Below are 26,111 nucleotides of genomic sequence, written 5' to 3' on the forward strand. Positions count from 1 at the left end.
AAAATATATTTTAATAAATGTCTGATACTAACGTACAAATTTTTGATACAACACTTCGTGATGGTGAGCAGGTTCCAGGTTGCAAATTAAACACTGAACAAAAATTAATCATAGCAGAGCAACTTGACAATTTAGGTGTTGATATTATTGAAGCAGGCTTTCCTGTATCGAGTCCTGGTGACTTTAAATCGGTAGAAGCTATTTCTAAAATTGTTAAAAATGCAACAGTTTGTGGACTTACACGATCGGTTGAAAATGATATTAAAGTAGCTGCTGAAGCGTTAAAGCATGCTAAAACACCTCGTATTCACACTGGAATAGGGACTTCTGATTCTCATATAAAATATAAATTTAGATCCACTCGGGAGGATGTTCTTGAACGTGCCTACGCCGCTGTTAAATACGCAAAATCCTTTGTTGAAGATGTTGAATTTTATGCCGAAGATGCCGGAAGAACCGACAATGAATATTTAGCACGTGTATGTGAAACTGTAATTAAGGCCGGTGCTACCGTGCTTAATATTCCAGACACAACTGGATATTGTTTACCAAGCGAATACGGAGCAAAAATAAAATACTTAAAAGAGAATGTAAAAGGTATTGATAAAGCAATTTTATCATGCCACTGCCATAATGACCTTGGGTTAGCTACTGCAAACTCTATTGAAGGCGTTATTAATGGCGCTAGACAAATTGAGTGTACTATTAATGGTATTGGTGAACGTGCCGGCAACACTGCTTTAGAGGAAGTAGTAATGATCTTGAAACAGCATCCGTACTTGAATCTAGACACTAATATTAAAACCGAAATGCTTTATGGCATTAGTCAATTAGTATCCGATAGTATGGGTATTTACACCCAACCAAACAAGGCAATTGTTGGAGCTAATGCTTTTGCACATAGCTCGGGTATCCATCAAGATGGTGTTATAAAAAATCGTGAAACCTACGAGATTATTGACCCAAAAGATGTTGGCGTTACAGAGTCTGCTATAGTATTAACCGCCAGAAGCGGAAGGGCAGCTCTAGCCTACAGAGCTAAAAATATTGGTTATGAATTAACAAAGCTACAATTGGATGTTATCTATCAAAGCTTTTTAGAATTTGCCGATAAGAAAAAGGAAATTGATGATAACGACATTCATCAAATTATAGAAAACAGTAAAATATACAAAGAGATCAACTCTTAACGATAACAGTTAATAAATACATGAAATTAAATATCGCCGTTTTACCAGGAGATGGTATTGGACCAGAAGTAACAGCCGAAGCCGTTAAGGTTTTAAAGGCTATTGCTATGGAATTTAATCATGTATTTACATTTGATTACGGCCTTATTGGCGCCAGTGCTATTGACAAAGATGGTATTCCTTTGCCTGATACCTCACTAGAACTTTGCAAAAAAGCTGATGCCATATTGTTTGGTGCTATAGGAGAACCAAAATACGATAATGATCCTTATGCTAAAATAAGGCCAGAACAAGGTCTTTTAAAATTACGTAAAGAACTCGACTTATTTACCAATATAAGACCTGTTATCGCTTATGAAGACCTGTTAAACAATTCACCTCTCAAGCGAAAGTATATTAAAGATGTTAACATTTGTATTTATCGTGAGTTAACGGGAGGTATTTATTTTGGTGATAAAAAAGTAAGTGAAGATGGCAATAATGCATCGGATATATGTGAATATTCTAGGTTTGAAATAGAACGTATTGCCCATATGGCATTTAAAGCTGCTCAATCCAGAAAACAAAAACTAACCTTAATAGACAAAGCAAACGTACTTGAAAGTTCTAGGCTTTGGCGAAAAGTAGTTAAGGAACTTGCATCTCAATATCCCGATGTGACTCTAGACTTTTTGTTTATTGACAATGCTGCTATGCAAGTTATTACCAATCCTAAACAATTTGATGTTATCTTAACCGAAAACATGTTTGGTGATATCATTTCGGAAGAAGCTAGTGTTATTGTGGGATCTATTGGCTTGTTGGCATCGGCCTCAATAGGAGACACACATGCTATGTTCGAACCCATTCACGGCACGTATACCACGGCTCGCAATAAAGGAATTGCCAATCCGATTGCTGCTATTCTATCTGCCGCCATGCTTTTAGATCACTTTGGCCTATACGATGAAGCATCATTGGTTAGAGAAGGTGTAGATAAAGCATTAAAGCTTCATATTACAACACCAGATCTAAACACCAAGTACGATAATATTAGTACCAGTAAAGTTGGAGATTTTATTGAAGACTTTATCAATAACCCGGACGAAACAAATTTAAATTTTACAAACATACATTTAGGGCAGTCCACTATAATTTAATTATTTGAGTTAGTCACCAAAATTAAAATTTTTGGAGTCCTTAAAAGCGTATTCGAAAGAGTACGCTTTTTTAATTACAGTATTTCACCTCGTATAAAATCTTATTTTGCCGATAGTATTCACATAAGTAATGCTCGGTTGGCCAAAATTCAAACTTTTATTCATATCTTTTTGTCAAAAATTTGTAAAAACAAAATCCACCCTTAAAAACCAATAAATCAGTTTAAAACAAAAAATGACGCCTCTATTAAAATCATTTAAAAAAGACATTCCTCCTTTATTTTTTTTTAGGAACAGGGTTTTACTAGTGGCTTTTGTTTTTTTATATGCGCTCTTTTTTATTAATATCTATGAGCCTTTTAACATTAACGAATGGGGACAGGAGTATTATTGGAACTTCACCTTAGTTGGCTGTGGCATCCTTCTAATAACACAATTTATCTTCCATTTTGTATTTAAGTCATATAGAACCAACCTTTATAGCGTATTACTATACTGCATCTTTGAAGTTTCCATAATAGCCCTGATCTTTTTTTTATTAGAAAATGCGCCTTTAAACACTTTCAATGAAAAGCTACAAGAGTACTTTCTTACTTTAAGATATACCAGTCTTGTAATTATGGTTCCTTATCTACTATTTTTATGGTACATACAACTTAGGGTAAAAATTTCCGGTCTAAAAAAAATTGAAGAAACCGTAAAAGTCAACGCCAACAAACTCATAACGATAAGCGAGGAAAATGGAAAAGTTTTACTTGCCATTAAACCTAAGCACTTGGTCTATGTTAAGTCAGCAGGGAATTATCTAGAGTTATTTTACCTTAAAGGCGATAAATTGGCAAAAGAACTAATTAGAGGTAGTGTAAAAAGATTTGAGGAAACGATAGATGATGATTCCATTATCCGCATACACAGATCTTATCTTGTTAATTTACAACACCTCGTTTCATATAAAAAAACAAGAAAAGGATACGCTCTTACAGTTCAACATGTACCTGACGAAATTATCCCCATTTCCTCTTCTTACAAACAAGCTTTTGAAGACGCCCTTAAAAACAAGGACACCCATTAGTACCAATTAAGGGCAATTTCATCACAAACCCTTGAAAATAGCCTTGTTAAAAATAACAAGCTCATTAATTTCCCAACAGTTGTTTATACAAACAAATAGGTAGTCAATCTTTTTAATAGCTACCATTTTAATAAATCCAAACAGTTAATGAGCAAAAAAAGCACGATTCTAAAATGGGTTATTCCCGTAATTTTAATGAGCACTTTATTAATTATTCTTGTTGCTGCCATTAAAGTTCCACATACCCAATACGTACCCCAACTAAACTGTGATTGCCCCCCAGGATTTAAACTAAATGACAAAAACGAGTGCATCGCCCAAAACTTATATATGGCCTATAGCACCAATAACGACCCCGGTGTTGGTGGATTAAAAACTGCGCTTCCTAAAGTTCGTGACGGCTTTTCTCCCCAACAAATCGACTTGGGGCGCTATCTCTTTTTTGATCCGATCCTATCTGGCGATGGTACAATTTCTTGCGCTTCTTGTCACGATCCGAAAAAAGGATTTAGTGATGGCTTGGCAACCAGTATTGGATTTAAAGGGCATCAATTAAAACGCTCTGCACCATCTCTTTGGAACGTAGCTTATTTTAAATTATTCTTTTGGGACGGACGCGCAAACTCTTTAGAAGAACAAATGCAAGGCCCCTTGTTTTCCAAAGAAGAAATGGGAAACACACCGGAAAAACTATTAAAAACAATTAACAGTTTAAATAATTATAAACATCTTTTCGCAGAAGCCTTTCCAAATAAAGTAAAAGAAGCTCCAATTAGCTTAAATGACATATATACTGCAATAACAGCCTTTGAGGCATCACTAATATCTCTAAACAGTAAATATGACCGGTATGCCCACGGTTACCACCAAGCCCTAAACAAACAAGAAATAGAGGGCATGAACATTTTTAGATCGTTTGTCGCCCGCTGTGCAGAATGCCATACCCCACCTTTATTTACCAATCAGCAAATAGCTGTTTTAGGAACTCCAGAACCCAATGGCCTAGCATTAGACCCAGGCGCCGAAATTCCATTTAACGATAGCACCTTACGGGGTGGGTTTAAAGTACCTAGCCTAAGAAACATAGAAAAAACCGCACCGTACATGCACTCAGGAAACTTTGCTACACTTAAAGAAACCGTTCAGTTTTATACCGACGGACGTGGACATGCGGTTCCAAAAGATGAAAATCTAAGGATCCATTGGCATATTTGGGAACCTAAACTAACAGATTACGAACTGGACAGGCTGGTAGATTTTTTAAAAACCCTAACCGACGAATCCTTTATGCCTAAAGTTCCAAAAGTACTTCCATCAAACCAAGCAGCTTTTATTAATAACCAAAATCAAGAATCAATAAAATGAAATTAGACAGTGGTGGTTCACTAAACTAGCTACCATACTCATAATACTTATTCTTTAATAAACACTAAAAAAAACGTACATGAAAACAAAATCTCGCCTTTTAAAAATCGTTGGATACCTCGTTTTATTTGCCATTGGCGTACTATTTGGAAAAACGCTCCTTAAGCCCCAACCAGCAGACACAGTACCTATGCCTACAACTATGAAATATCGCAGCGTGGGTGCAACAAATGACTCCTTGACTGTTACAGACCAAAACACCTTTAGTGGCAACATTATTCAGATTAAAGATGGGGAATCCATTCAAGAAGCTGTTTTAAAAGCAAATCCAGGGGATTTATTGCGAGTATATCCCGGCACCTATTCGGAAACTGTATACATTGACAAAGACAACATTAGTATTCAAGGGGTTATTATAGATGGTGTTTGGCCAACATTAGACGGCAAAAAAGCCTTGAATGATGCTATTTTATATTCAGGCAACGGTATTACTGTTGAAAACTTAAAAATTATTGAGTACAAAGGGAATGGTATCATGGGACAGGCCGGAAACAATTTTATTATTCGAAACAATTGGATTGTTGATACCGGTGTGTATGGCATTTTTCCTCAATATGGTAAAAATGGCCTCATTAGCCACAATATTTTAACAGAAATTGAAGATGCTGCCATCTATGTTGGTATGTGCGACAACGTAGATGTAAAATTCAATGAAGTATATGGTAATGTTGCCGGCATTGAAATTGAGAACTCCAGACATTGTCTGGTTGAAAGCAATCTGGCTTATAACAATACAGGAGGCATCCTAGCCTTTCTTACTCCCGGACTTCCCATAAAAACAGTATTTGATGTAATCATTAGAAACAACTTTATTAGCGGCAACAACCACGAAAACTTTGGCGCACCAGGATCAATCGTTTCTGGTATCCCCCCAGGAACAGGCATATTGGTTATGGCTGCCGATGACGTTATTATTGAAGACAATATTATTTCTAATAACGACAATGCAGGCATCACTATAGTAGACCTTCCAACTGGTGCTCCTACTGCTAACGACCCCAATTCTGAACCCAACCCAGATAGAGTTGTCATCTTAGACAATTTTATGATCGAAAATGGCAATAACCCTGTTGGCGATATTAAGGCTTTAATGCTTTCTCAACTTAAAACCAAAGGCCCAGATATTCTCGCCATGGGAGGAGGTGTAGGCAGTACAATTCGGGATAAAAACCGTTATCGCACATTTGGATTGGAGCACTATGGCCCCGCCCAAATTACAGACACAAAAGACGTCACAACACTTATGTTCGATAAGCCCGTAGCCCCCAGATCTGTTTCCAAAGAAGAATTAGGAGAGCTTACTTATTATGGCGTTTGTGCTGGCTGCCATGCTTTTGACACACGTCTCATTGGCGTTCCAACAAAACTCATTCAAGCAATATATAAAGACAATCCCCAAGGTATTGTAGACTATATAAACGCCCCTAGAAATCTGAGAGACGATTATCCAGAAATGCCCCCACAGAATTACTTATCCGACGAAGCTAAAATAGCTGTAGCAGAGTACATCCTTTCCCTTAAAAATTAGGAATAAGCATCATAAAAACACTAGAGAAACTAATAATTAACCAAACTAAAAAGTACAACCGTATGAATAAACTCTTAACACTATGGGCTTTAATCACCTTATCGGTTACAGCCTCGGCTCAAAAAACGATCACTGGTCAGGTGTTGGAAAAAGACACCAACGAGCCTCTTTTAGGGGTTAGTGTACTCATAAAAGGAACGAACAAAGGAACCTCATCCGATTTTGACGGTGGTTTTAAACTCCAAAATGTTAACAAAGGAGAGGTCATGGTTTTCTCCTATATAGGATACACAACCTACGAAATTACCATAAATGAGCAAGATGAGCTCGTCGTTTATCTTGAACCCGGAACGGAAATCATCGACGAGGTGGTGATTACCGCACTAGACATACAAAGAGATAAAGCATCACTAGGATATTCTGTAGATCAATTACAGCCCGCTGAGTTTGCTATAGCACAGGAAAATAATATAATGAACTCACTCTCTGGTAAGGTATCAGGACTACAAATTACACAAGGTAACACAGGAGTAGACGGTTCGTCTCGCATTTTATTAAGAGGCGTTACAACGATAAACGGAAACAACAGACCGCTTATTGTTATCGACGGTATACCCGTTTCCAATGCCAGTAGTAGTGGAAACCCTAACGGAGGCAGAGATAGTGGAGATGCCCTTTCTGATATTAACCCAGATGATGTGGCCTCCGTAACTGTTTTAAAAGGTGCCGGTGCCGCCGCCGCCTATGGTTCCTTAGGCATGCACGGGGTAATACTTGTTACCACTAAGTCGGGTGTTAGCAAACGTGGTATAGGTGTTACGGTAACATCTTCATTTAACATTACCGAAATAGCGCTAACGCCAAGGCTTCAAAACGAATACGGTATGGGTGCCTTTGATGCTTTCTCTCCAGTTGGCAGCGACGGAAGGCCAAATTTAGACTACCCAGGCTCATGGAGCTATGGCCCTAAAATGGAAGGTCAGACCTATACCAATTGGCTGGGACAAACGGACACCTATTCCCCAAGGGGAAATCCTTATAAAGAATTTTACCAAAAAGGATATTCCCTAACCAATGGCGTTTCTTTTGAAGGCACTACAGACAAAAGTGCTTTTAGGCTTTCCATTACCAACCAAAATACACAAGGTATTATCCCTAATAATACACTTAAAAAAAATACGGTGAATTTTCGAGCATCATCAAACCTAACCGAAAAATTAAAGATTGATGGTAAAGTAACCTACATCAAGTCCCATGTAAAAAACAGACCTGAATTGGGGGAAGGCGCTTCCAATACAGCCTTACAACTTTCTTTAATGCCAAGGGATGTACGCCTTTCCGATGCTAAAAACAATACTGTAGACGCTAATGGAAATGAAATTAAATGGAATCTAGACAATACCTTTAACAATCCATATTGGGCATTAAACAATGTTTTCAATGAAGACCACCGGGATCGCTTTCAAAGTGCATTTTCTGCAAAACTGGATATTTCAGACGCTTTCTATATTACGGGTAAAACCGGTTTAAATTATGTCGTAACAGAAGGGACCGAACATGCCGCTAGAGGAGGACAAGCAAATTATAATGGTTTAGGAGGCTACAGCACCAACACCAGTAAGAGCAGCTCTTGGAACTCCGATATACTAGCTACCTATACAACCAACTTTTTAGGGTTTAATGCTACAGCAAGTGTTGGAGCTAATTACAGATCCGATTCAGGTAAATCCATAGGCGTGTCAGGAAGGGATGAAAAAGTTCCGAATTTTTATAGAATCTCCAACTACGCGGTTGTAAGTGACTCCGATTATTTTTGGGAAAAGACCATGTATTCCTTTTATGGCCTTGGACAAATTAGTTATGGTGGCTACTTATATCTGGATGCCACAATACGTAACGATAACTCGTCCGCTTTGCCGGCAGCCAATGATTCCTATTGGTATCATTCAGAAAATTTAAGCTTCCTTTTTTCAAAATTCTTCGGTTTAACTTCCAATATGTTTAACAAAGGAAAAATAAGGGCATCCTATGCTAAGGTAGGTAACGACACCAGTCCATACAGAACACAATCGTCTTACAGCATAGATCAAACCAGAACTTTGGATTATACGGTAGCCTCAATTCCCGGATCAATCCCAAATCCTAATTTACGCCCAGAGGTTTCTCATTCCTGGGAACTAGGTACAGAGTTGGGTTTCTTTAAAAACAGAATTCACTTGGACTTCACGTATTATGAAACATTAACCGAAGATCAAATCATGTCAATTCCCATCTCTGGAACTACTGGATTCGGTTCTTATACAACAAACGCTGGAGCTATAAAAAACAAGGGATATGAGGCGCAATTAAACATCATTCCTATTGAAACTGAAAACTTTAGTTGGGACATGGGCGTTTCAATTACCAAAAGCAATTCCATTGTAAAAAGCATTGATGAATCTGTAGAAGCCATTACCTTAAACTCCCTAATGGCTGTATCGGTAGAAGCCAGACCAGGGGAAGAATTTGGTTCCATCTATGGACTGGATTATTTAAGAGATAATTTTGGAAGAAAATTAATTACAAATGCCGGACTGGCCCAACCAGGCGAACGCATTAAGTTAGGCTCTATTAATCCCGACTATTATGGCGGAATCAGTAATAACTTTAAATACAAAAACTTCTCATTAAGAACGCTGGTAAGTTATCAAAAAGGTGGTGAGTTCTTTTCCTGGGGACGTGGTTACAGACAAATGTTTGGTACAGATGCCACCTCATTAATTGGTCGTGTAGATGGTATAGTTGAAGACGGAATCAACGAACACACCGGTTTTGAAAACACAGTGGCTATTAATCCACTATTAAAAAATTATACAAACAATTTTGTTAGCAACATTAGAACCGATTTGATTTTTGATGCATCAAATGTAAGAATGAAAGAAATTGCATTAACCTACAATATACCCAAAAAAGCACTGGGAAATTCAGGCATTCAAGGCGTTAGTATATCAGCCACAGGCAGAAATTTGTTTTTCATCTATAATGCCGCTGAAGACATTGATCCCGAAGCCAGTAATGGTAGCAGTCCAACCGCAACGGCTTTAGAACATGCCTCCCTACCCTCCACCAGAACCTACGGCATAAACGTAAACATCAACTTTTAAAACTTAAGTCAATGAAAAGAATACAAACCATATCCTATAAATTATTGATTGTTTTACTAGTTGGAACGGTAATAACCTCGTGTGATAATATTTTAGAAGATGTAAGACAAGACCCTAACAATGTGACCAGTATTGATGATGCCCCCTTATTTGCCACTGCTGTTAGAAGTTTATTTAATGGCACCCTAGATGAAGGGTCGTATCGATTTGCAGGGCAACATGCCCATTATTATGTTGCTGGAAGCACCGCCAGACTACCGGATCAATATACCGATGGTTTTGATGGCGCTTACAACGGTATTTACAACAGTATGTACAGTGGCGTAATTAAACATATTGAAGAAGTATTATATATTACCTCGCAGCCAGAAACCGAAAACCCTGTTCGTTATGCTATGGCCAATATTATTGGGGTCATGGGGTATGCACGTATAACCGATGGTTTTGGAGAGATTCCTTATACTGAAGGTGGCAAAGGAAAAACAGGTGATATTCTTACACCAAAATACGATACCCAGGAATTTATTTATAACGATTTAATCCAACGTTTAACGGCAAGCATTAATGTTTTAACAAATGCCAATCCTGCAATGGGCTATCCAAAGTCAGATCCCATTTTTAGCAACGATCTATCCAAATGGATACGATTGGCAAACTCGGTAAAACTCCGATTAGGGATGCGATTAAGATATGTTGACAACAATTTATCCAGACAAGTGGTAAGCCAATGTTTAACCGCTCCTTTAATGGAAGACAATAGTCATAATGCTTCTATGATTGAGACCGAAGGAGATGGCAACGCATGGTATAATAGACGCATTGGCTATCCGTCAATTAAAATGTCCACCATGTTAGTCGATCAACTAAAAAATACGTCAGACCCCAGACTTTCGATTTTTGTTGCCCAAGATGCTAACGGTAATTATACCGGACAAACCAACGGGCTAAATGATGAAGCTTTCGGCAAATCCGATCTGGCAAGTAAATCTGATATGGGACTAGCGCTTTCTTCTCAAGACAGCAAACTTTATGTAATGACCGCTTCAGAAGTTTACTTCTTAAAGGCTGAAGCAGCCCTTATTTACAATACCGATCCCACAGAAGCCAATGACCTTTACAGAAAGGGAATTGAAACGTCGTTTAAACAATGGGATATTGATTCAGGCTCTATAACAACTTTCCTATCAAGTTCCACTGGAACACTATCGGGAAGCACAACCGAACAGGAATCACAAATTGGCACCCAAATGTGGCTGGCCTTAACACCTAACTATTACGAAGGCTGGTGCAACATTAGAAGAACAGGGTATCCCGTTATTGCCGAAAGAACCGATAGCGATCTGGAACGTGGCGTTACTAATGGCATTATGCCATCCCGTTTCTTGTATAGTTCTTTTGAATTAAGCACCAACGGCACAAATGTTTCTGAAGCCATTAGCAGACAAGGTGCAAACAAGATTGACACACCTGTTTGGTGGGATAAAAACTAAAACCGACAAAAATGATAAACCATATAATTATGAAACCATTTAAAATATTCTTCATTTTAATTGTATCGCTAACATGTATTCAATGCGACAGTAACGATGAAGCACCTCTGTTTCCTATTGCCGACTTTCAGTTTCTAGTAGAGGGGGCATTAGTTACATTCAATGGAACAGTTTCTAGCGACACACAATCATATACATGGGATTTTGGTGATGGAAACACAAGTACCGAAGAGGATCCCGTATATGCTTATGCCGCGGCTGGTGAGTATGAAGTTAGCTTAACGGCCACAAGTCCGAATGGCACTTTTATAGAAACCAAAACAGTTGCCATTTTACCATCTTTTGAAATCTTGCTAACAGGTGGGCCTGCCAAACCAGAAGGCAAATCGTGGCACCTTAAAGCTGCTTACACTGCTGGTCTTGAAGGTGCCAGTGGGGTGGAAAATTCGTTAAGCATCTTCCAGCCTTCTATTGACAATTTATTAAATGCTGTCGGCTTAGAGAAATCATACCAAGACACATTTACCTTTGTTCACGATGGTAGTTACAAAATCGATAATGTAGACGGCAATAGTTTAATGGCTCTAGTGTATGCCAATTTTGAAAGACAAGCTGATATCAGGGAAGTTTCTTGGGATCCAGGTCTGGTACCTCTGGCCAATGTTATGTATACGCCTGCAACAGATGCCACATGGAGTATTAGTGACGACGATTTTTCGGTTACAGCAACAGACCCGACCACAGGTGCTCCTTATCAAGCAGATTTTAGTGGTAAAAGGCGACTTATTACTGGCGATTATTTTGGGTTTAAGGATGCCAATGGGTTTGTTATAATTAAAGACATTACAGAAACGACTATGAATGTCGCTATATCTATTGGCGCAGTACAACACCCAGACTTGTATGCATTCCCTACTTTAATGTTTCACCTCTCTTTTGAAGCGCTATAATATGGTTATTTTACAGTATTTTAGTAGTGAGGCAGCTTAGGTATTTAAAATAGCATTAACCAGATAACGCGTATTACAATTATGGAGTTATTACAGAAACAACGTGATTTTTTTCAAACACAAAGAAGCAAGCAAATAACCTACAGGAAAGAAGCCTTAAAAAGGTTGCAACATGAGATTATTGCGCGCGAGGATCTGATATGCGATGCTATTTATGCCGATTTTAAGAAACCGCGATTTGAGACCATTTTTGCCGAAACACAATTTGTATTGGCTGAATTAAAAACAACTATAAAGCATTTAAGTACTTGGGCAAAACCTAAACGCGTGAGGCCATCCTTGGTCAATTTCCCATCATCGGATTGGATTCATAAAGAACCTTACGGCAATGTTTTAATTATAGCGCCTTGGAATTACCCTTTCCAATTGGCAATAGCGCCTTTAATAGGTGCCGTTGCAGCAGGCAATACGGTAGTTTTAAAACCATCGGAATTAACACCAAACACCTCTAAAATTATTTCAGAAATCATAGAAACAGCCTTTGCTCCCGAGCATGTATCGGTTGTTGAAGGAGGTGTTGAAGTATCGAAAGCGCTACTTTCTCAAAAATGGGACTACATCTTTTTTACGGGCAGCACCCGAGTAGGTCGGATTGTTTATGAAAGTGCTGCTAAACATCTAACACCCGTAACACTCGAATTGGGAGGGAAAAACCCTTGTATCGTAGATGAAACAGCTTCTTTAGATCTTGCCGCTAAACGAATTATATGGGGTAAATTTTTAAATGCCGGTCAAACTTGTATCGCCCCCGACTATATTCTAGTACATCAAACCATAAAAGAAGAGTTGGTAGAAGCCCTAAAGAAACACATTGAGATCTGTTATGGCACAGACATTGAGGCTTCTCCCTACTTTTCGCGTACTGTCAGTGCCACCCATTTTAACCAATTAATAGCACTTTTAGAAGGCCAAGAGATTCTTTTTGGAGGCCGTAGTAATCCCGAGGACAATTTTATAGAACCCACCCTTGTTAACGAACCGGCTATGGATAGCCCTCTTATGAAAGGTGAGATCTTTGGCCCAATACTCCCTGTCATCTCTTATAAAAACGACACAGACATCGCCAAGGTAATTGACGCTTATGGCAAACCTTTGGCAACTTATGTGTTTTCCAACAAAAAAGCCTTTCAGAATAAAATCATAGACACTTACAGCTTTGGTGGTGGCGCTATAAATGACACCTTAATACAAATTGGAAATAAAAGGTTACCCTTTGGAGGCGTTGGACAAAGTGGTTTGGGTGCTTATCACGGAAAATTGTCTTTCAATCTCTTTTCGCATCATAAAGCCATTATTAAGAAAGCGAACTGGCTGGACATACCGTTACGTTATGCGCCTTACAATTTACCTTTGCACTTAGCTAAGAAAATAAAACATTTTTTTTAAAGAGCACAAAAAAGGTGCTTTTATTGGTAATTTCAAAGTTTAAACGCCTTTCTTACAAACCAATTAATATAGATAATTCAATATAGCTTTAACGTGAATAATGGATAAGGAATTTATGTCAGTTTGAGTGCCAAATCTGTGATTTGGTGTATCGAAAACAAATAAATTTTCCACTAAAAACACTTCTCGATAGCTCTACTGAGCGAAGTCGAAGTACTAAATTCTTCCAGAATTTCACTCCTTTAGATTTGATTAGTATAAATGATTATATTAAAAACGGAGTCTATTTGTTTTGAAACAAAATCAGTGTTTTTGAAAATCTTTAAAAAACTGACAGTTTAAAACACTGTTATGACAACAGTTATAATGCCTATATAAGGTTTTTACGCGACAAAACTTTAAAAAATCAGGGAATGTATTCATCAACCAATCTGACCATTAAATCATTTAATTTTTCAACTTCAAATTCTCCAATAGTAGGCTCCAAATGGGGATTGCCCACTCCACTATCATCAGTTATAAAAACATAGGTTCCATTGGTCAAAATTGCAAAAGAACGCATTAAATACTCTGTTGCCTTATCTATACCTGAAGCCGTAATTGGTATTATTTTAATACCCTTTTCTGCTGCCTTAATCAAATTCAATTCTATACTTGAAATAGCTTCTTGGGTGTAATGCGGCGGAGCGTCTAACAATAGAAACATGATACGGGCTGAAGCATTATCGTTCCACGAACTTTGCGAAATAGCAACATCAAGGGCAGAATGCACAGCCTCGGGAAAATCACCACCGCCTTTGGCAGACTGGTCTGATATAAAAGAAATCAAACTTGCTTCATCGGCTTTAAAACCAAAAGGGCGGGTTACATACTCATCACCTTCGTCTCTATAAAACACAGACCCAAAACGCATTTCTAACAATGGATTCAATTCCTTTATACGTCTAATTACATTGTTTAATTCTACTTTTAAATAATCAATTTCATCACCCATCGAACCAGTTGCATCCACAGCAATGTAAATATCAATTATTTTTTTGTTGACTATATTATTGTTTAGGGATACTTTGTTGACACCTGCTTCATACGCTAATACATTTGCAACAATACTTTCGGTTTCTCCAAATTCAACACGGGCAGATACCTTATTAAGTCCCATATCTGACCACAATGTAGCTTTGCCTTTATTATCTGTTTTGGTTTTCCAAATTTCTACGCCTCCAGACAGAAGAGTTATTTCTGCATTTGCAACTAATGATTCGTTACTATCGGTTACAAGAAAGCTGTATCTTTTTATTTTTTTAAGCTTCCATCGATTAACATCTTCATAATAGTCTTTATTACTCAACAAATCATTCCAGAAATCCCAATTATTAAGATCGTTCCATTCTCCCGCTGTTAAAACACCTGGCTCGATTTGATCGTTTGGAATGCCATCTCCCCAACTGCCACCTCCTCCACTTAGAACTTCAGAAGATAAACTTAAAGCCGTTTCATAGAAATCAGAATTTGTTTGCGTCGATTCCGGTTCAGTTACCTCCTCAAACAAACTTGTTTTGCCATTAGCTGTTGAGTTTCCTATTAAGCCATCGTCTTTTGAGCAGCCATAAATGATCACTATAATTGCTATTAAGGCAAATCTTACTAGTCCATTTAAACCTATCATAATAATGTGTTTTCATTATAGATGGAAAAAAGCAAAAAGGTTGCGTCCTGAAGTGAAAATTGACAATAAAATAAGTGATTACAAATTTTAATATCAAACCCCAAAAGAATTCAACTTATACAAAACTCAAAAGTTACTCAGGAAACTTATTTCTTATTTTATCTAAACACAAATTATGGATACTCCCTTCATGGGTATGGTGTTTTGACATATCCGGAACATAAGTACCATCTTGCACCTGCCCGCCAATTTTTTGATAGGCTTCTCTAAACGTCTGCCCTTCCATTACAAGCGTGTTGATGTTATCTACTGTGAATAAATACTTATATAAATCACTATTAATATCCACATCTTTAACGATAACCTGTTGGATAGAATAATTAAAAATATCTAAAATATCCTTGATCTCTTCGAAAGCAGCAATCATGTTTTCTTTTAATAGCTGATAATCCCTGTGATAACCACTCGGTAAATTATTAGTTATGAGAACCATTTCACTTTGTAGAGCCTGTATCTTATTACACTTGCCACGAATCAACTCGAATACATCCGGATTCTTTTTATGCGGCATAATACTACTACCTGTTGTTAACTCGTCTGGGAAAGAGACAAATCCAAAATTCTGACTCATATACAAACAAATATCCATTGCAAAGCGTGCCATTGTATTTGCCAAACTACCTAATGCTGCTGAGATCGTACGCTCATTTTTACCGCGTCCCATTTGTGCTGCCACGACGTTGTACTTCAATGTTGAAAAGGCCATCTCCTGTGTAGTAAACTCTCGGTCTATTGGAAACGAACTTCCGTAGCCAGCTGCAGAACCAAGCGGATTTTGATCTACGGTTTTAATGGCTGCATCTAACAAGAATACATCATCAATCATCAGTTCGGCATAAGCCGAAAACCATAATCCGAAAGATGAAGGCATCGCCACCTGCAAATGAGTATAACCAGGTAAGACCTTGTCTTTATAGGTTTCGGCTTGCTCAAGAAGCGTATCAAAAAGTGCTTTTGTTTTTTCTCTAACAATGTTTAAATTCTCTTTGTAATACAAATGACAGGCTACCAAAACCTGATCGTTTCTAGAACGCGCCGTATGTATCTTTTTACCAACATCGCCCAAAGTAGCTGTTAGATCGTATTCTATTTTAGAATGTACGTCTTCAAACTGCGCATCGATAACAAATTCGCCTGATTTAATTTCATTTTCCAAAACCTGCAAACCTCCCAGCAATTGTTCTAATTCAATTGTGGTGAGTATTCCTATTTTATGCAACATCTTTGCATGTGCCTTGGAAGCAATTACATCATACTTAGCGATATGAATATCTATTTCCCTATCGTTACCTACGGTAAATTGCTCTATTTTTTTATCGATTGATATGCCTTTGTCCCAGAGTTTCATTGTCTATATGTTTATTCGTTTATGTGTTGATTTGTTTAATTGCTTAATAAAAAAACTACTTAACAATTACACGATTCAACAATTCTACGTAAATATTTATTCCTTCTTCAATTTCATTAAGATAAATAAATTCATCTGCCGAATGCGAGCGCGTACTATCACCAGGCCCCAATTTTAATGATGGACATGTTAGTACCGCCTGATCGGATAACGTTGGTGATCCGTACGTCGTTCTTCCCATGGCCACACCAGCTTTAACCAAATCGTGATCCATTGGAATGGACGATGAATTTAAACGTAAACTTCGTGGTGTGATACTAGTACACGGTGATTGTGTTTGCAATATCTCTGCAATTTCAGCATTGGTATAGGCATCATTTACACGTACATCGATCACCAAATCTACATGCCCCGGCACTACGTTATGTTGCGAACCCGCATTAATTTGTGTTACGGTTAACTTTACATCGCCTAAAGCCTCAGATCCTTTTTTAAACTTAAAATCTTTAAACCACTGCAAGACATCAATCGCTTTGTAAATGGCATTATTATCGTTTGGATGGGCGGCATGACTTGGTGTTCCTGCAACAACAGCATCAAAAACTACCAAGCCTTTTTCGGCTACTGCTAAATTCATCAAGGTTGGCTCTCCAACAATGGCTACATCAACTTTAGGAATGATGGGCAGCATACTGTTCAAGCCATTTGGCCCGCTGCTTTCCTCTTCTGCTGAAGCAACAATAACCAAATTGTACTTTAAATCTTTATGGTTGTAAAAATAAGTAAACGTCGCTATTAAAGACACCAAGCATCCACCTGCATCGTTGCTTCCCAATCCAAATAATTTACCATCTTCAACAATCGCTTTAAACGGATCTTTTGTGTAAGCACTATTTGGTTTAACGGTATCGTGATGCGAGTTTAACAGTAAAGTTGGTTTACTTGCATCGAAATACTTGTTAACAGCCCAAACATTATTTTGTGTGCGTTTATAGTCGATATTGTAACGCTTAAACCAAGCCTCAATATGCAATGCCGTTTGGTCTTCTTCCGAAGAAAAAGACTGTGTTTCTATTAATTGTTTTAATAGCGCAATCGCATCGCTTGTCAATTCTTGTTGCGTCATATTATAAGGTTATGGTTGTAAAACTATCATTTTCTTGGGTCAACATGGACGTATTCCCCATATTTATACTTTTTACGCCATTATTTAATGCGTCGAAACAATTTTCTAATTTTGGCAACATGCCATCGGCAATAATACCTTGCTCCAACAACTCTCCATATCGTTTAGTATCGATGTGTTTAATGACCGAGTTTTTATCGTTTATGTCTTCTAAAACACCATTGAGTTCGAAACAATAGTAAATAGACGTTTCATACAGGTTACTCATACCAACTGCTATTTGCGAGGTAATAGTATCTGCATTTGTGTTTAAAAGCTGGCCGTGACCATCATGGGTAATCGCACAAAAAACGGGCGTAAAATCGGCTTCAATCAATTTGTTAACCGACTTATATGCCACACGTTTTACATCACCTACAAATCCGAAATCGACTTCTTTTACAGGACGTTTATCAGAAGTGATGCTATTCGCATCGGCTCCAGTTAATCCAATGGCATCTACATTTAAGGCTTGGAGCTGTGCTACAATATTTTTGTTAACCAAACCGCCATAAACCATTGTAATCACTTCCAAGGTCTCGGCATCGGTGATACGGCGACCATTAACCATTTTAGATTCAATACCTAATTTTGAAGCGATATGTGTAGCACGTTTACCGCCTCCATGCACCAAAATTTTCTTTCCTTCTAAGTTTGAAAACAACTTTAAAAATGCCTTTAAAGCGGTAGAGTCTTCAATAATGTTTCCTCCTATTTTTACTATGGATAGCTTTTCCATATATCATTTAATTTGTCATTGGAGCATCAACGAAGTAAACTGTTTCTGGTGAAGAGATTGCTTCAATCGTGCCTCTTTCGCAATGACGTTCATTTCTTAATTATTACTTTCTAATATTTTTTTAAGCACCAATTGCGCTGCATATGTTCTATTGTTAGCTTGTTCAATAACTAGTGAGCTATCACTATCTAAAACGGCATCTTCAACAATAACATTACGTCTTACGGGTAAACAGTGCATAAATTTGGCATCGCCTAATTTTTCTTTGGTAATCATCCAATTGGGATCGGTATTCAATACTTTTCCGTAGTTCTCATAACTACTCCAGTTCTTAACATAAACAAAATCGGCATCCTTGAACGCTTCTTCTTGGTCGTGAACCACAGAGGTGTTCCCCACAACATCAGGACTTAAATTATACCCTTCTGGATTGGTGATTACAAAATCGACATCCATTTTCTGCATGGCTTGGGTAAAGCTATTGGCTACGGCATGTGGCAGGGCCTTTATATGTGGCGCCCAGCTTAACACCACTTTGGGCCGTGTTTTTTTGGCGTGTTCTGAAATCGTAATCGCATCGGTTAGGGCCTGCAACGGATGCCCCGTTGCACTTTCCATATTCACAAGCGGCACGGAAGCATATTTTTTAAAGGCATTCAAAACCTCTTCACTTTCATCCTTTACTTTATCGGTAAGTGTTGGAAACGCTCTAACAGCAATAATATCACAATATTGTGACACCACTGCCGCCGCTTCTTTGATATGTTCGGCAGTCTTGCCATTCATCACGGTACCATCACCAAACTCGATACCCCAGGCGTCTCCTGAAACATTCATTACAATTGGGTTCATCCCCAAATTTAAAGCTGCCTTTTGCGTACTTAAACGCGTACGCAGACTAGAATTAAAGAATAACAAACCAAGTGTTTTATTACGTCCTAATTCCAAATGCTTTAAGGGGTTGGACTTTAATGTTTTTGCTTCCTCAATCCAAGAATTGATGTTATCTATATCATGTATGGAGGTGTAATGTTTCATTTTTTTTCCTTTTATTTGTTAGACTTGTTAGTTTTTTTTTAGAACCTAACAGGTCTTATTTAATTTTGGTATACGCTACCTTATTCTCGATGGCGTTCAATATAAACTGATCTTCCAACCCGTTGACTATCCAGGTTTCTATATTAGATTTTTTGGCCACAGCGGCCGCCTCTATTTTCGATTGCATCCCGCCACTACCATGTGATGACTTCGAATTTACCACTTCACGCTGCAAAGCTTCAAAATCCTCAACAACTTCTATGGTTTTTGGCGCACCATTTTCCATCGACTCTTTTGTATAAATACCATTGGTATTGGTAGCAACAATAAATAAATCAGCATTCAATAAAGAAGCCGTTAAAGCACCTAATTTATCATTATCGCCAAATTTAATCTCATCGGTCGCCACGGTATCATTTTCATTGATTATAGGAATGTAATTATTATTTACCAGTACGTTAATGGTATTGACAATATTGGTCCTACTTTCCTTTTTTTCAAAATCGGAATACGATAATAAACACTGAGAAGTCAATAAGCCATATTCTCTAAAGATTTCCTGATAAATTCTTATTAAATGTGGCTGACCTATAGATGCCAAGGCTTGCTTTACAAAAACATCCTTTTGCTTACTTTCTAACTTAACAAACTGTTTGGCCACTGCAATGGCACCCGAACTAACAATAATAAACTCATGCGTATCTTGAAGTTGGGCAATTTGACTTGCTAAGTCTTCAATTTTGCCCCTTGAGATATTATTGGTTTCCTTAGTAAGCGTATTGGAACCTATTTTGAGTAAAATACGTTTTTTCTTCATCTATTTTAAACTTCAACTCCTTAAAAGTAGTCTTTTATCATTATGGACTATCGTAAGCCTATTTTTTAAATGCCCATTATAGGGCTTGCATGCTATCGTATTTGTCCATTACCATGAACATACCACTTATTGGTTACTAAATGTTGCAGTCCTATAGGTCCGCGTTGGTGCAATTTATCAGTACTAATCGCCAATTCGCCTCCAAGCCCTAACTGGCCACCATCGGTAAAACGGGTCGACGCATTATGATAAACCGCTGCGGTATCTACATTTTCCATAAACACTTTAGCTTCATTTTCATTAGTTGTAATGATAGACGACGAGTGCCCTCCCGAATATTTATTAATCATGGCTATGGCTTCTTGCGTCGAGTCTATTTCGGCAATGGCTATTTTAAAATCTAAAAACTCTTGATACCAAATAGCATCCGATTGGATAGCTTCGACCTCATCGTATGCCGCTAACGTTTCATCTCCTAAAATTTGAACTTCAAAAGCCTTTAGCTTAGCGATTAAAGTCTTTATAAATACTTCTTTATTAGGGAGGTTTTTATCAATAAGCACTTTATCTAAAGCATTACACGCAGATATTTTTGCCGTCTTGGCATTTTCTATTACATCTAATGCTATTTGCTGATCGGCCGCCTTATGCACATATACAAAGTTATTACCTCGGCCACTAACAATAACCGGACAGGTAGCATGTTGTTTTACAAAAGCTATTAAGCGTTCACCTCCTCTAGGAACTATTAAATCGACTTGTTGCGTCGGTTTTTCCAAAAAGGCCTGTGTTTCGGTTCGGTTATATTGTAAATATTCTACCCATTCTGTCGATGCACCATACGTTTGCAACGCTTCATGCCATAAGGCAACTATTTTTAAGTTGGATTTAGTGGATTCCTTCCCGCCTTTTAATAAAATTTTATTACCAGATTTAAAAGCTATACCCGCAGCCTCGACGGTTACATCTGGACGCGATTCGTAAATAATTAATACGGTTCCAAACGAAGCTGTTTTATTATAAACCTGCATCCCATTATCGTGCTTAAAACTAAAACGCTCAACCCCCACAGGGTCTTCTTGTGAAGCCAAATGTGTTACCGAAGCTATCATTTCGTCTACTTTAGCATCATTTACTTTTAAACGATCGTACATGGAAATATCATCACCATCATAGGCTTCTAAATCACCTTTATTAATAGCTATAATGGCAGCACGTTCTCTTTCTAAAAGCGTCGCCATTTTTAATAATACAGCGTTTCTTGTTTCAATTGATAATAAGGTATTCATTTTTTAATTTCTTAATTTCAAAGCTTCAAATACTCTAAGATTGAAGCTATGTTACTTTGTTTTATTTTTCAACTCCTACCAATGTCAGTACTTTTTTAAGTGCCTCAAAAAACTGGTCTACATGTTCTTTTTTAATGGTTAACGGTGGCAGAATACGTAACACATTAGGATTTTTAGCACTTCCCGTAAATATATTGTGTTTAAAAATGAGTTCTTTTCTCAAGTCTGCAATAGGAAAGTTAAACTCCATACCTAGCATCAGCCCACGACCTTTTAACTGCTTTACCTCTGGAATGGCTTGAGCTTTTTCCACAAAATAAGCTGAAATCTCCTCTGCATTTTGCATAAGGTTTTCGGTATCCATAACCTCTAAAACAGCTAATGCAGCAGCACAGGCCAGATGGTTCCCTCCAAACGTGGTTCCCAACAAACCATAAGACGCTTGTATATTAGGATGGATTAATATACCTCCTACCGGAAAGCCATTGCCCATTCCTTTAGCCATGGAAATAATATCGGGTACTATCCCATGCTTTTGAAAGGCAAAAAAATCGCCCGTACGTCCATAACCGCACTGAATTTCGTCGGCTATATACAAAGCACCATGCTGTTTGCATAAGACACTTAACGTTTGGTAAAAATCGGTTGAAGCTTCATCCAATCCACCTATACCTTGTATACCTTCTACAATAACAGCACAAACATCTCCTGCTTTTAAAGCTGATTCAACCGCCTCAGCATCACCTAAGTCTGCAAAAACCACCTCTTGTTGTGCATTGATCGGTGCTATAATTTTAGGATTATCGGTCGCTGCTACCGCTGCCGATGTGCGTCCGTGAAAACCATTTTTAAAGGCTATTACTTTTTTCTTTCCAGTATGGAACGATGCTAGTTTTAATGCATTTTCATTGGCTTCTGCCCCGGAGTTACATAAAAACAAGTGGTAATCTTCACAATCTGAAAGTTTCCCCAGCTTGTCGGCCAAAGCTACTTGCAAGGGGTTTTGAATGGAATTACTATAAAACCCTAATTCTTCCAGTTGTTTACTTATTTTAGCAACATAAGTTGGGTGCGAATGTCCTATGGAAATCACGGCATGTCCTCCATAAAGATCCAGATATTGTGTTCCTTTTTCATCATAAACCCAAACATCCTTAGCTTTTACGGGTGTTACATCATATAATGGATAAACGTCAAATAATGGCATTTTAATTCTTTTTAATTTGATTAATTTTTTCAAAAGAAGCTACGATACCTTGTATTAAAGCAGAACTTAATCCTTGGTGTTCCATAGCATTCAATCCTTCAATAGTACAACCACTAGGTGTAGTTACACGGTCTATTTCCTGTTCTGGATGTTTTCCTGTTTCGATTAACAGACTCGCTGCTCCAAAACAAGTTTGTACAGCTAATTCATGAGCCTCATGTGCTTCGAAACCTAATTGGATAGCTCCTTGCGTGGTAGCACGTACCAATCGCATCCAGAAAGCAATACCACTAGCACAAATTACTGTTGATGCTTGAATGAGCTCTTCAGGAATAACCAAGGTAGTTCCTAACTGATTAAAAATATCTTGGGCCAAGGCTACCTTATCTTGAGCTATACCGTTAGCCGCAATGCAAGTCATCGATTTACCAATAGAAATAGCAGTATTGGGCATCACCCGAATGATATTTTTATCGTTTCCAACAATACCTTCAATTCTCGGAATTTCGACACCTGCTGCTACCGAAATAACAATATGTTCATTTGTAATTTTTGAGGCTACGCTTTCCAGTACCTTATCGATGTGCTTGGGCTGTAATGCAAAAATGACCATATCGGACTGTTCTACAGCCAAGACATTATCATTCGTTACAGTAACGTTGTCTAACGTTTTGTAAGTATCTACATTTACAGTGTTCTTATCGCTTAAATATAACGAGGTAAATGTATTATTTTTAATAAGCCCCTTGGCGATTGAACTTCCTAAATTACCTGTTCCTATAATGGCTATTTTCACACGTTTAAATTTTAGTAATTAATTTATTTTATTGTAATTATAAAATTAAGAACGTGTGTAACCACTCCTTACACTCGTTCTCTCATTAAAAATTTTAAACATTTCCTTTTGTGAAGTAATTTTTAAAATTTCTTAATGCTCGTTTCATGATATATTTTTTTTATTTGTCATTGCTAATCACGCCAAAGCGTGATGTAGCAATCTCTTTAATTTGAAGAGATTACTTCGTCGTACCTCCTCGTAATGACGTTTCCGCCATCAAAAATAAGTTGCCTTTAAGCTCAGCCCTGTTGTTTCTTCTAGTCCGAACATTAAATTCATATTCTGAACGGCTTGTCCAGAAGCCCCTTTTAATAAATTATCAATAACACTTGTAATTAATAATTTTCCATTGTGTTTATGTAAATGAATTAAACATTTGTTGGTATTAACAACTTGTTTTAAATGTAAAACTTCATCTGAAACAAAGGTAAAGGCTGCCTCTTTATAAAAATCATTATAAAGCACTTTAGCGTCTTCAACAGAACCTTCAAAATCGGTATACAGTGTTGCAAAAATACCTCTGGAAAAATTACCTCGATTTGGCATGAATAAAATATCCGAAGAAAAACCATTTTGTAATTGCTTAACAGATTGGTTAATCTCTCCCAAATGCTGATGTGTAAACGGCTTATAGTACGAGAAATTATTATCGCGCCAAGTGTAATGCGTCGTTGCAGACAATGAAGTACCTGCTCCTGTAGCGCCTGTAACGGCATTAATATGCACGTCGTTATTCAATAACCCTCCATTAGCCAATGGTAACAATGCTAATTGGATAGCTGTAGCAAAACAACCTGGGTTTGCTAAATAATTAGCCTCTTTAATAGCGTCCCGTTGCAATTCTGGCAAACCGTAAACAAACGTTTTAGCTTGTGCTGAGCCTGTTGAAGTAAAAACCTTATCCGCATTTAGCCTAAAATCATTACCTAAGTCGATAATCTTAGTTTTATCGGAAAAGGTATTGGACGATAAAAACTTAACCGAATTTCCATGCCCGAGGCATAAAAACAAGACATCAATATTCGGATTTACCGTATCGGTAAATTCTAAATCTAAAGAACCAACCAGGTCTTGATGTACCTTACTTATTTTATTGCCAGCGTTAGATGTACTGTATACAAAGTTTATTTCTGCTTGAGGATGGTTAATTAACAATCTAATCAACTCACCAGCAGTATACCCTGCGCCTCCAATAATTCCAACTTGAATATGCTTCATGTTTATAATTTCTTTTTAGCCCTGCAAGGTTTTAAAAAACCTTGCAGGGCTATCTTATTTAAGAGTTTACTTGTTGATATATTTTATTCTGGTTTCCGAAGATTTTAATAAATCCTTTCGCTTCGTCTGCTGTCCAACCTTTATTCTCTTCCCCATAGCTACCAAACTTGGCACTCATTAAATCATGATTGGAAGAAATACCATCTAAAGTAAAGTGGTATGGTTTTAGGCTCACTGTTACGTCTCCACTCACTTTGTCTTGACTACTTTGCAAAAATGCCTCCATGTCTCGCATCACGGGATCTAGGTACTGCCCTTCGTGTAAGTGCATACCGTAAAAACTTGCAATGTACTCTTTATGCTGCAACTGCCATTTGGTAAGTGTATGCTTTTCTAACAAATGGTGTGCTTTTATAGTAATTAAAGCTGCGGCAGCTTCAAAACCAACACGTCCTTTAATACCAACAATTGTATCTCCCACATGGATATCTCTTCCAATAGCATAGGCAGAGGCCAAATTATTTAAGGTTTCAATATTTATTTCTGGATCGTTTTCAATACCATTTACTGCAACTAACTCTCCTTTTTCAAATGTTAATTTTACTTTTTCTTCTTCGGTATGTTTTAATTGCGAAGGGTATGCCTCACTTGGTAAGGGTTTCTCAGAAGTTAAAGTTTCTGATCCGCCTACACTAGTTCCCCAAAGTCCTTTGTTAATTGAATATTTAGCTTTCTCCCAAGACATGTCTATGCCATTGGCTTTTAAATAATCAATTTCTTCCTGTCTGGTTAATTTTTCATCTCTAATAGGTGTAATAATCTGTATTTCTGGCGCTAGTGTTTGGAAGATCATATCAAAACGCACTTGATCGTTTCCTGCTCCTGTACTTCCGTGCGCTATGTATTCTGCACCAATACTTTTAGCATACTCAATAATTTCAATAGCCTGAATAATACGCTCTGCACTTACAGAAAGAGGGTAGGTATTATTTTTTAATACATTTCCAAAGATTAGGTACTTTACCACTTTTTGGTAAAAGGTAGCCACAGCATCTATATTTTTATAGGTTGTAACGCCCATTTTATAAGCATTCGTCTCTATATGATCAATTTCTGTTTTTGTAAATCCACCTGTATTAACACTTACTGCGTGTACGTCGTACTCCTTTGATAAGCTTACCGCGCAATAAGAGGTATCTAATCCTCCACTGTAGGCTATTACTAACTTTTTCATACGTTTAAATTTTGATAATTCATTTGATTTTATATTAATTATAAAATTGAGAACGTATGCAATCGCTACGCTCTCACATTAAAAATTTTAAACATTCCCTATTATGAAA

Annotated in this window: 20 protein-coding genes; 9 read left to right on the forward strand and 11 right to left on the reverse strand. The window is 37.5% G+C overall.

Features of this window, described 5'->3' with window-relative positions; translation table 11 throughout:
- Window positions 1-17: 17 nt before the first annotated feature.
- The 9 genes from JF259_RS00810 to JF259_RS00850 all read left to right on the forward strand — a co-directional run bounded on the left by JF259_RS00810 (window position 18) and on the right by JF259_RS00850 (window position 13,383).
- Window positions 18-1,190 (forward strand): 2-isopropylmalate synthase, encoded by a 1,173-nt coding sequence (locus JF259_RS00810; protein WP_199112129.1) that lies wholly within the window; start codon window positions 18-20, stop codon window positions 1,188-1,190.
- Between the two features lie 20 nt (window positions 1,191-1,210).
- Window positions 1,211-2,329 (forward strand): 3-isopropylmalate dehydrogenase, encoded by a 1,119-nt coding sequence (gene leuB / locus JF259_RS00815; RefSeq protein ID WP_199112131.1) that lies wholly within the window; start codon window positions 1,211-1,213, stop codon window positions 2,327-2,329.
- A 235-nt stretch (window positions 2,330-2,564) separates the two neighbouring features.
- On the forward strand, window positions 2,565-3,401 hold the full coding sequence (locus tag JF259_RS00820; RefSeq protein WP_199112133.1) for a LytR/AlgR family response regulator transcription factor: 837 nt from the start codon (window positions 2,565-2,567) through the stop codon (window positions 3,399-3,401).
- A gap of 147 nt (window positions 3,402-3,548) precedes the next feature.
- Window positions 3,549-4,766, forward strand: coding sequence for a cytochrome-c peroxidase (locus tag JF259_RS00825; RefSeq protein WP_199112135.1), 1,218 nt, complete (start codon window positions 3,549-3,551; stop codon window positions 4,764-4,766).
- A 79-nt stretch (window positions 4,767-4,845) separates the two neighbouring features.
- Window positions 4,846-6,354 (forward strand): parallel beta-helix domain-containing protein, encoded by a 1,509-nt coding sequence (locus tag JF259_RS00830; RefSeq protein ID WP_199112137.1) that lies wholly within the window; start codon window positions 4,846-4,848, stop codon window positions 6,352-6,354.
- 62 nt (window positions 6,355-6,416) lie between these two features.
- Window positions 6,417-9,497 (forward strand): SusC/RagA family TonB-linked outer membrane protein, encoded by a 3,081-nt coding sequence (locus JF259_RS00835; RefSeq protein WP_199112145.1) that lies wholly within the window; start codon window positions 6,417-6,419, stop codon window positions 9,495-9,497.
- 11 nt (window positions 9,498-9,508) lie between these two features.
- Window positions 9,509-10,987, forward strand: a complete 1,479-nt coding sequence (locus JF259_RS00840) for a SusD/RagB family nutrient-binding outer membrane lipoprotein (RefSeq protein WP_199112147.1) — start codon at window positions 9,509-9,511, stop codon at window positions 10,985-10,987.
- Window positions 10,988-11,016: 29 nt separating this feature from the next.
- Window positions 11,017-11,937: a PKD domain-containing protein gene (locus tag JF259_RS00845; protein ID WP_233164027.1), complete on the forward strand. Its 921-nt coding sequence runs from the start codon at window positions 11,017-11,019 to the stop codon at window positions 11,935-11,937.
- 72 nt (window positions 11,938-12,009) lie between these two features.
- Window positions 12,010-13,383: an aldehyde dehydrogenase gene (locus tag JF259_RS00850; protein ID WP_317192052.1), complete on the forward strand. Its 1,374-nt coding sequence runs from the start codon at window positions 12,010-12,012 to the stop codon at window positions 13,381-13,383.
- Between the two features lie 406 nt (window positions 13,384-13,789).
- Here JF259_RS00850 and JF259_RS00855 read toward each other — a convergent pair whose 3' ends face one another.
- The 11 genes from JF259_RS00855 to JF259_RS00905 form a co-directional block, all read right to left on the reverse strand.
- Window positions 13,790-15,049 carry a vWA domain-containing protein gene (locus JF259_RS00855; protein ID WP_199112151.1) on the reverse strand — a complete coding sequence of 420 codons (1,260 nt, stop codon included), beginning with the start codon at window positions 15,047-15,049 and terminating at the stop codon, window positions 13,790-13,792.
- 133 nt (window positions 15,050-15,182) lie between these two features.
- The gene (gene argH, locus JF259_RS00860) at window positions 15,183-16,457 is read right to left on the reverse strand and encodes an argininosuccinate lyase (RefSeq protein WP_199112153.1); all 1,275 of its coding nucleotides are present in this window, start codon (window positions 16,455-16,457) and stop codon (window positions 15,183-15,185) included.
- A 55-nt stretch (window positions 16,458-16,512) separates the two neighbouring features.
- Window positions 16,513-17,583: a M20 family metallo-hydrolase gene (locus JF259_RS00865; RefSeq protein ID WP_199112158.1), complete on the reverse strand. Its 1,071-nt coding sequence runs from the start codon at window positions 17,581-17,583 to the stop codon at window positions 16,513-16,515.
- A gap of 1 nt (window position 17,584) precedes the next feature.
- Window positions 17,585-18,361, reverse strand: a complete 777-nt coding sequence (argB, locus tag JF259_RS00870) for an acetylglutamate kinase (RefSeq protein ID WP_199112167.1) — start codon at window positions 18,359-18,361, stop codon at window positions 17,585-17,587.
- A 96-nt stretch (window positions 18,362-18,457) separates the two neighbouring features.
- A complete protein-coding gene (locus tag JF259_RS00875) occupies window positions 18,458-19,399 on the reverse strand; it encodes an N-acetylornithine carbamoyltransferase (protein ID WP_199112169.1) in 942 nt (313 codons plus the stop codon).
- A gap of 55 nt (window positions 19,400-19,454) precedes the next feature.
- A complete protein-coding gene (proB, locus tag JF259_RS00880; protein WP_199112171.1) occupies window positions 19,455-20,216 on the reverse strand; it encodes a glutamate 5-kinase in 762 nt (253 codons plus the stop codon).
- A gap of 92 nt (window positions 20,217-20,308) precedes the next feature.
- A complete protein-coding gene (locus JF259_RS00885; protein WP_199112173.1) occupies window positions 20,309-21,505 on the reverse strand; it encodes a glutamate-5-semialdehyde dehydrogenase in 1,197 nt (398 codons plus the stop codon).
- A gap of 61 nt (window positions 21,506-21,566) precedes the next feature.
- Complete coding sequence (locus tag JF259_RS00890; protein WP_199112175.1) at window positions 21,567-22,712, reverse strand: aspartate aminotransferase family protein; 1,146 nt, start codon at window positions 22,710-22,712, stop codon at window positions 21,567-21,569.
- Window position 22,713: 1 nt separating this feature from the next.
- A complete protein-coding gene (gene proC / locus JF259_RS00895) occupies window positions 22,714-23,508 on the reverse strand; it encodes a pyrroline-5-carboxylate reductase (protein WP_199112177.1) in 795 nt (264 codons plus the stop codon).
- A 258-nt stretch (window positions 23,509-23,766) separates the two neighbouring features.
- Complete coding sequence (argC, locus tag JF259_RS00900; protein ID WP_199112179.1) at window positions 23,767-24,768, reverse strand: N-acetyl-gamma-glutamyl-phosphate reductase; 1,002 nt, start codon at window positions 24,766-24,768, stop codon at window positions 23,767-23,769.
- A 58-nt stretch (window positions 24,769-24,826) separates the two neighbouring features.
- Complete coding sequence (locus JF259_RS00905; RefSeq protein WP_199112182.1) at window positions 24,827-26,002, reverse strand: argininosuccinate synthase; 1,176 nt, start codon at window positions 26,000-26,002, stop codon at window positions 24,827-24,829.
- Between the last annotated feature and the right edge of the window lie 109 nt (window positions 26,003-26,111).

This window comes from Snuella sedimenti (assembly GCF_016428595.1).
In the GTDB taxonomy this organism is placed as follows: domain Bacteria; phylum Bacteroidota; class Bacteroidia; order Flavobacteriales; family Flavobacteriaceae; genus Snuella; species Snuella sedimenti.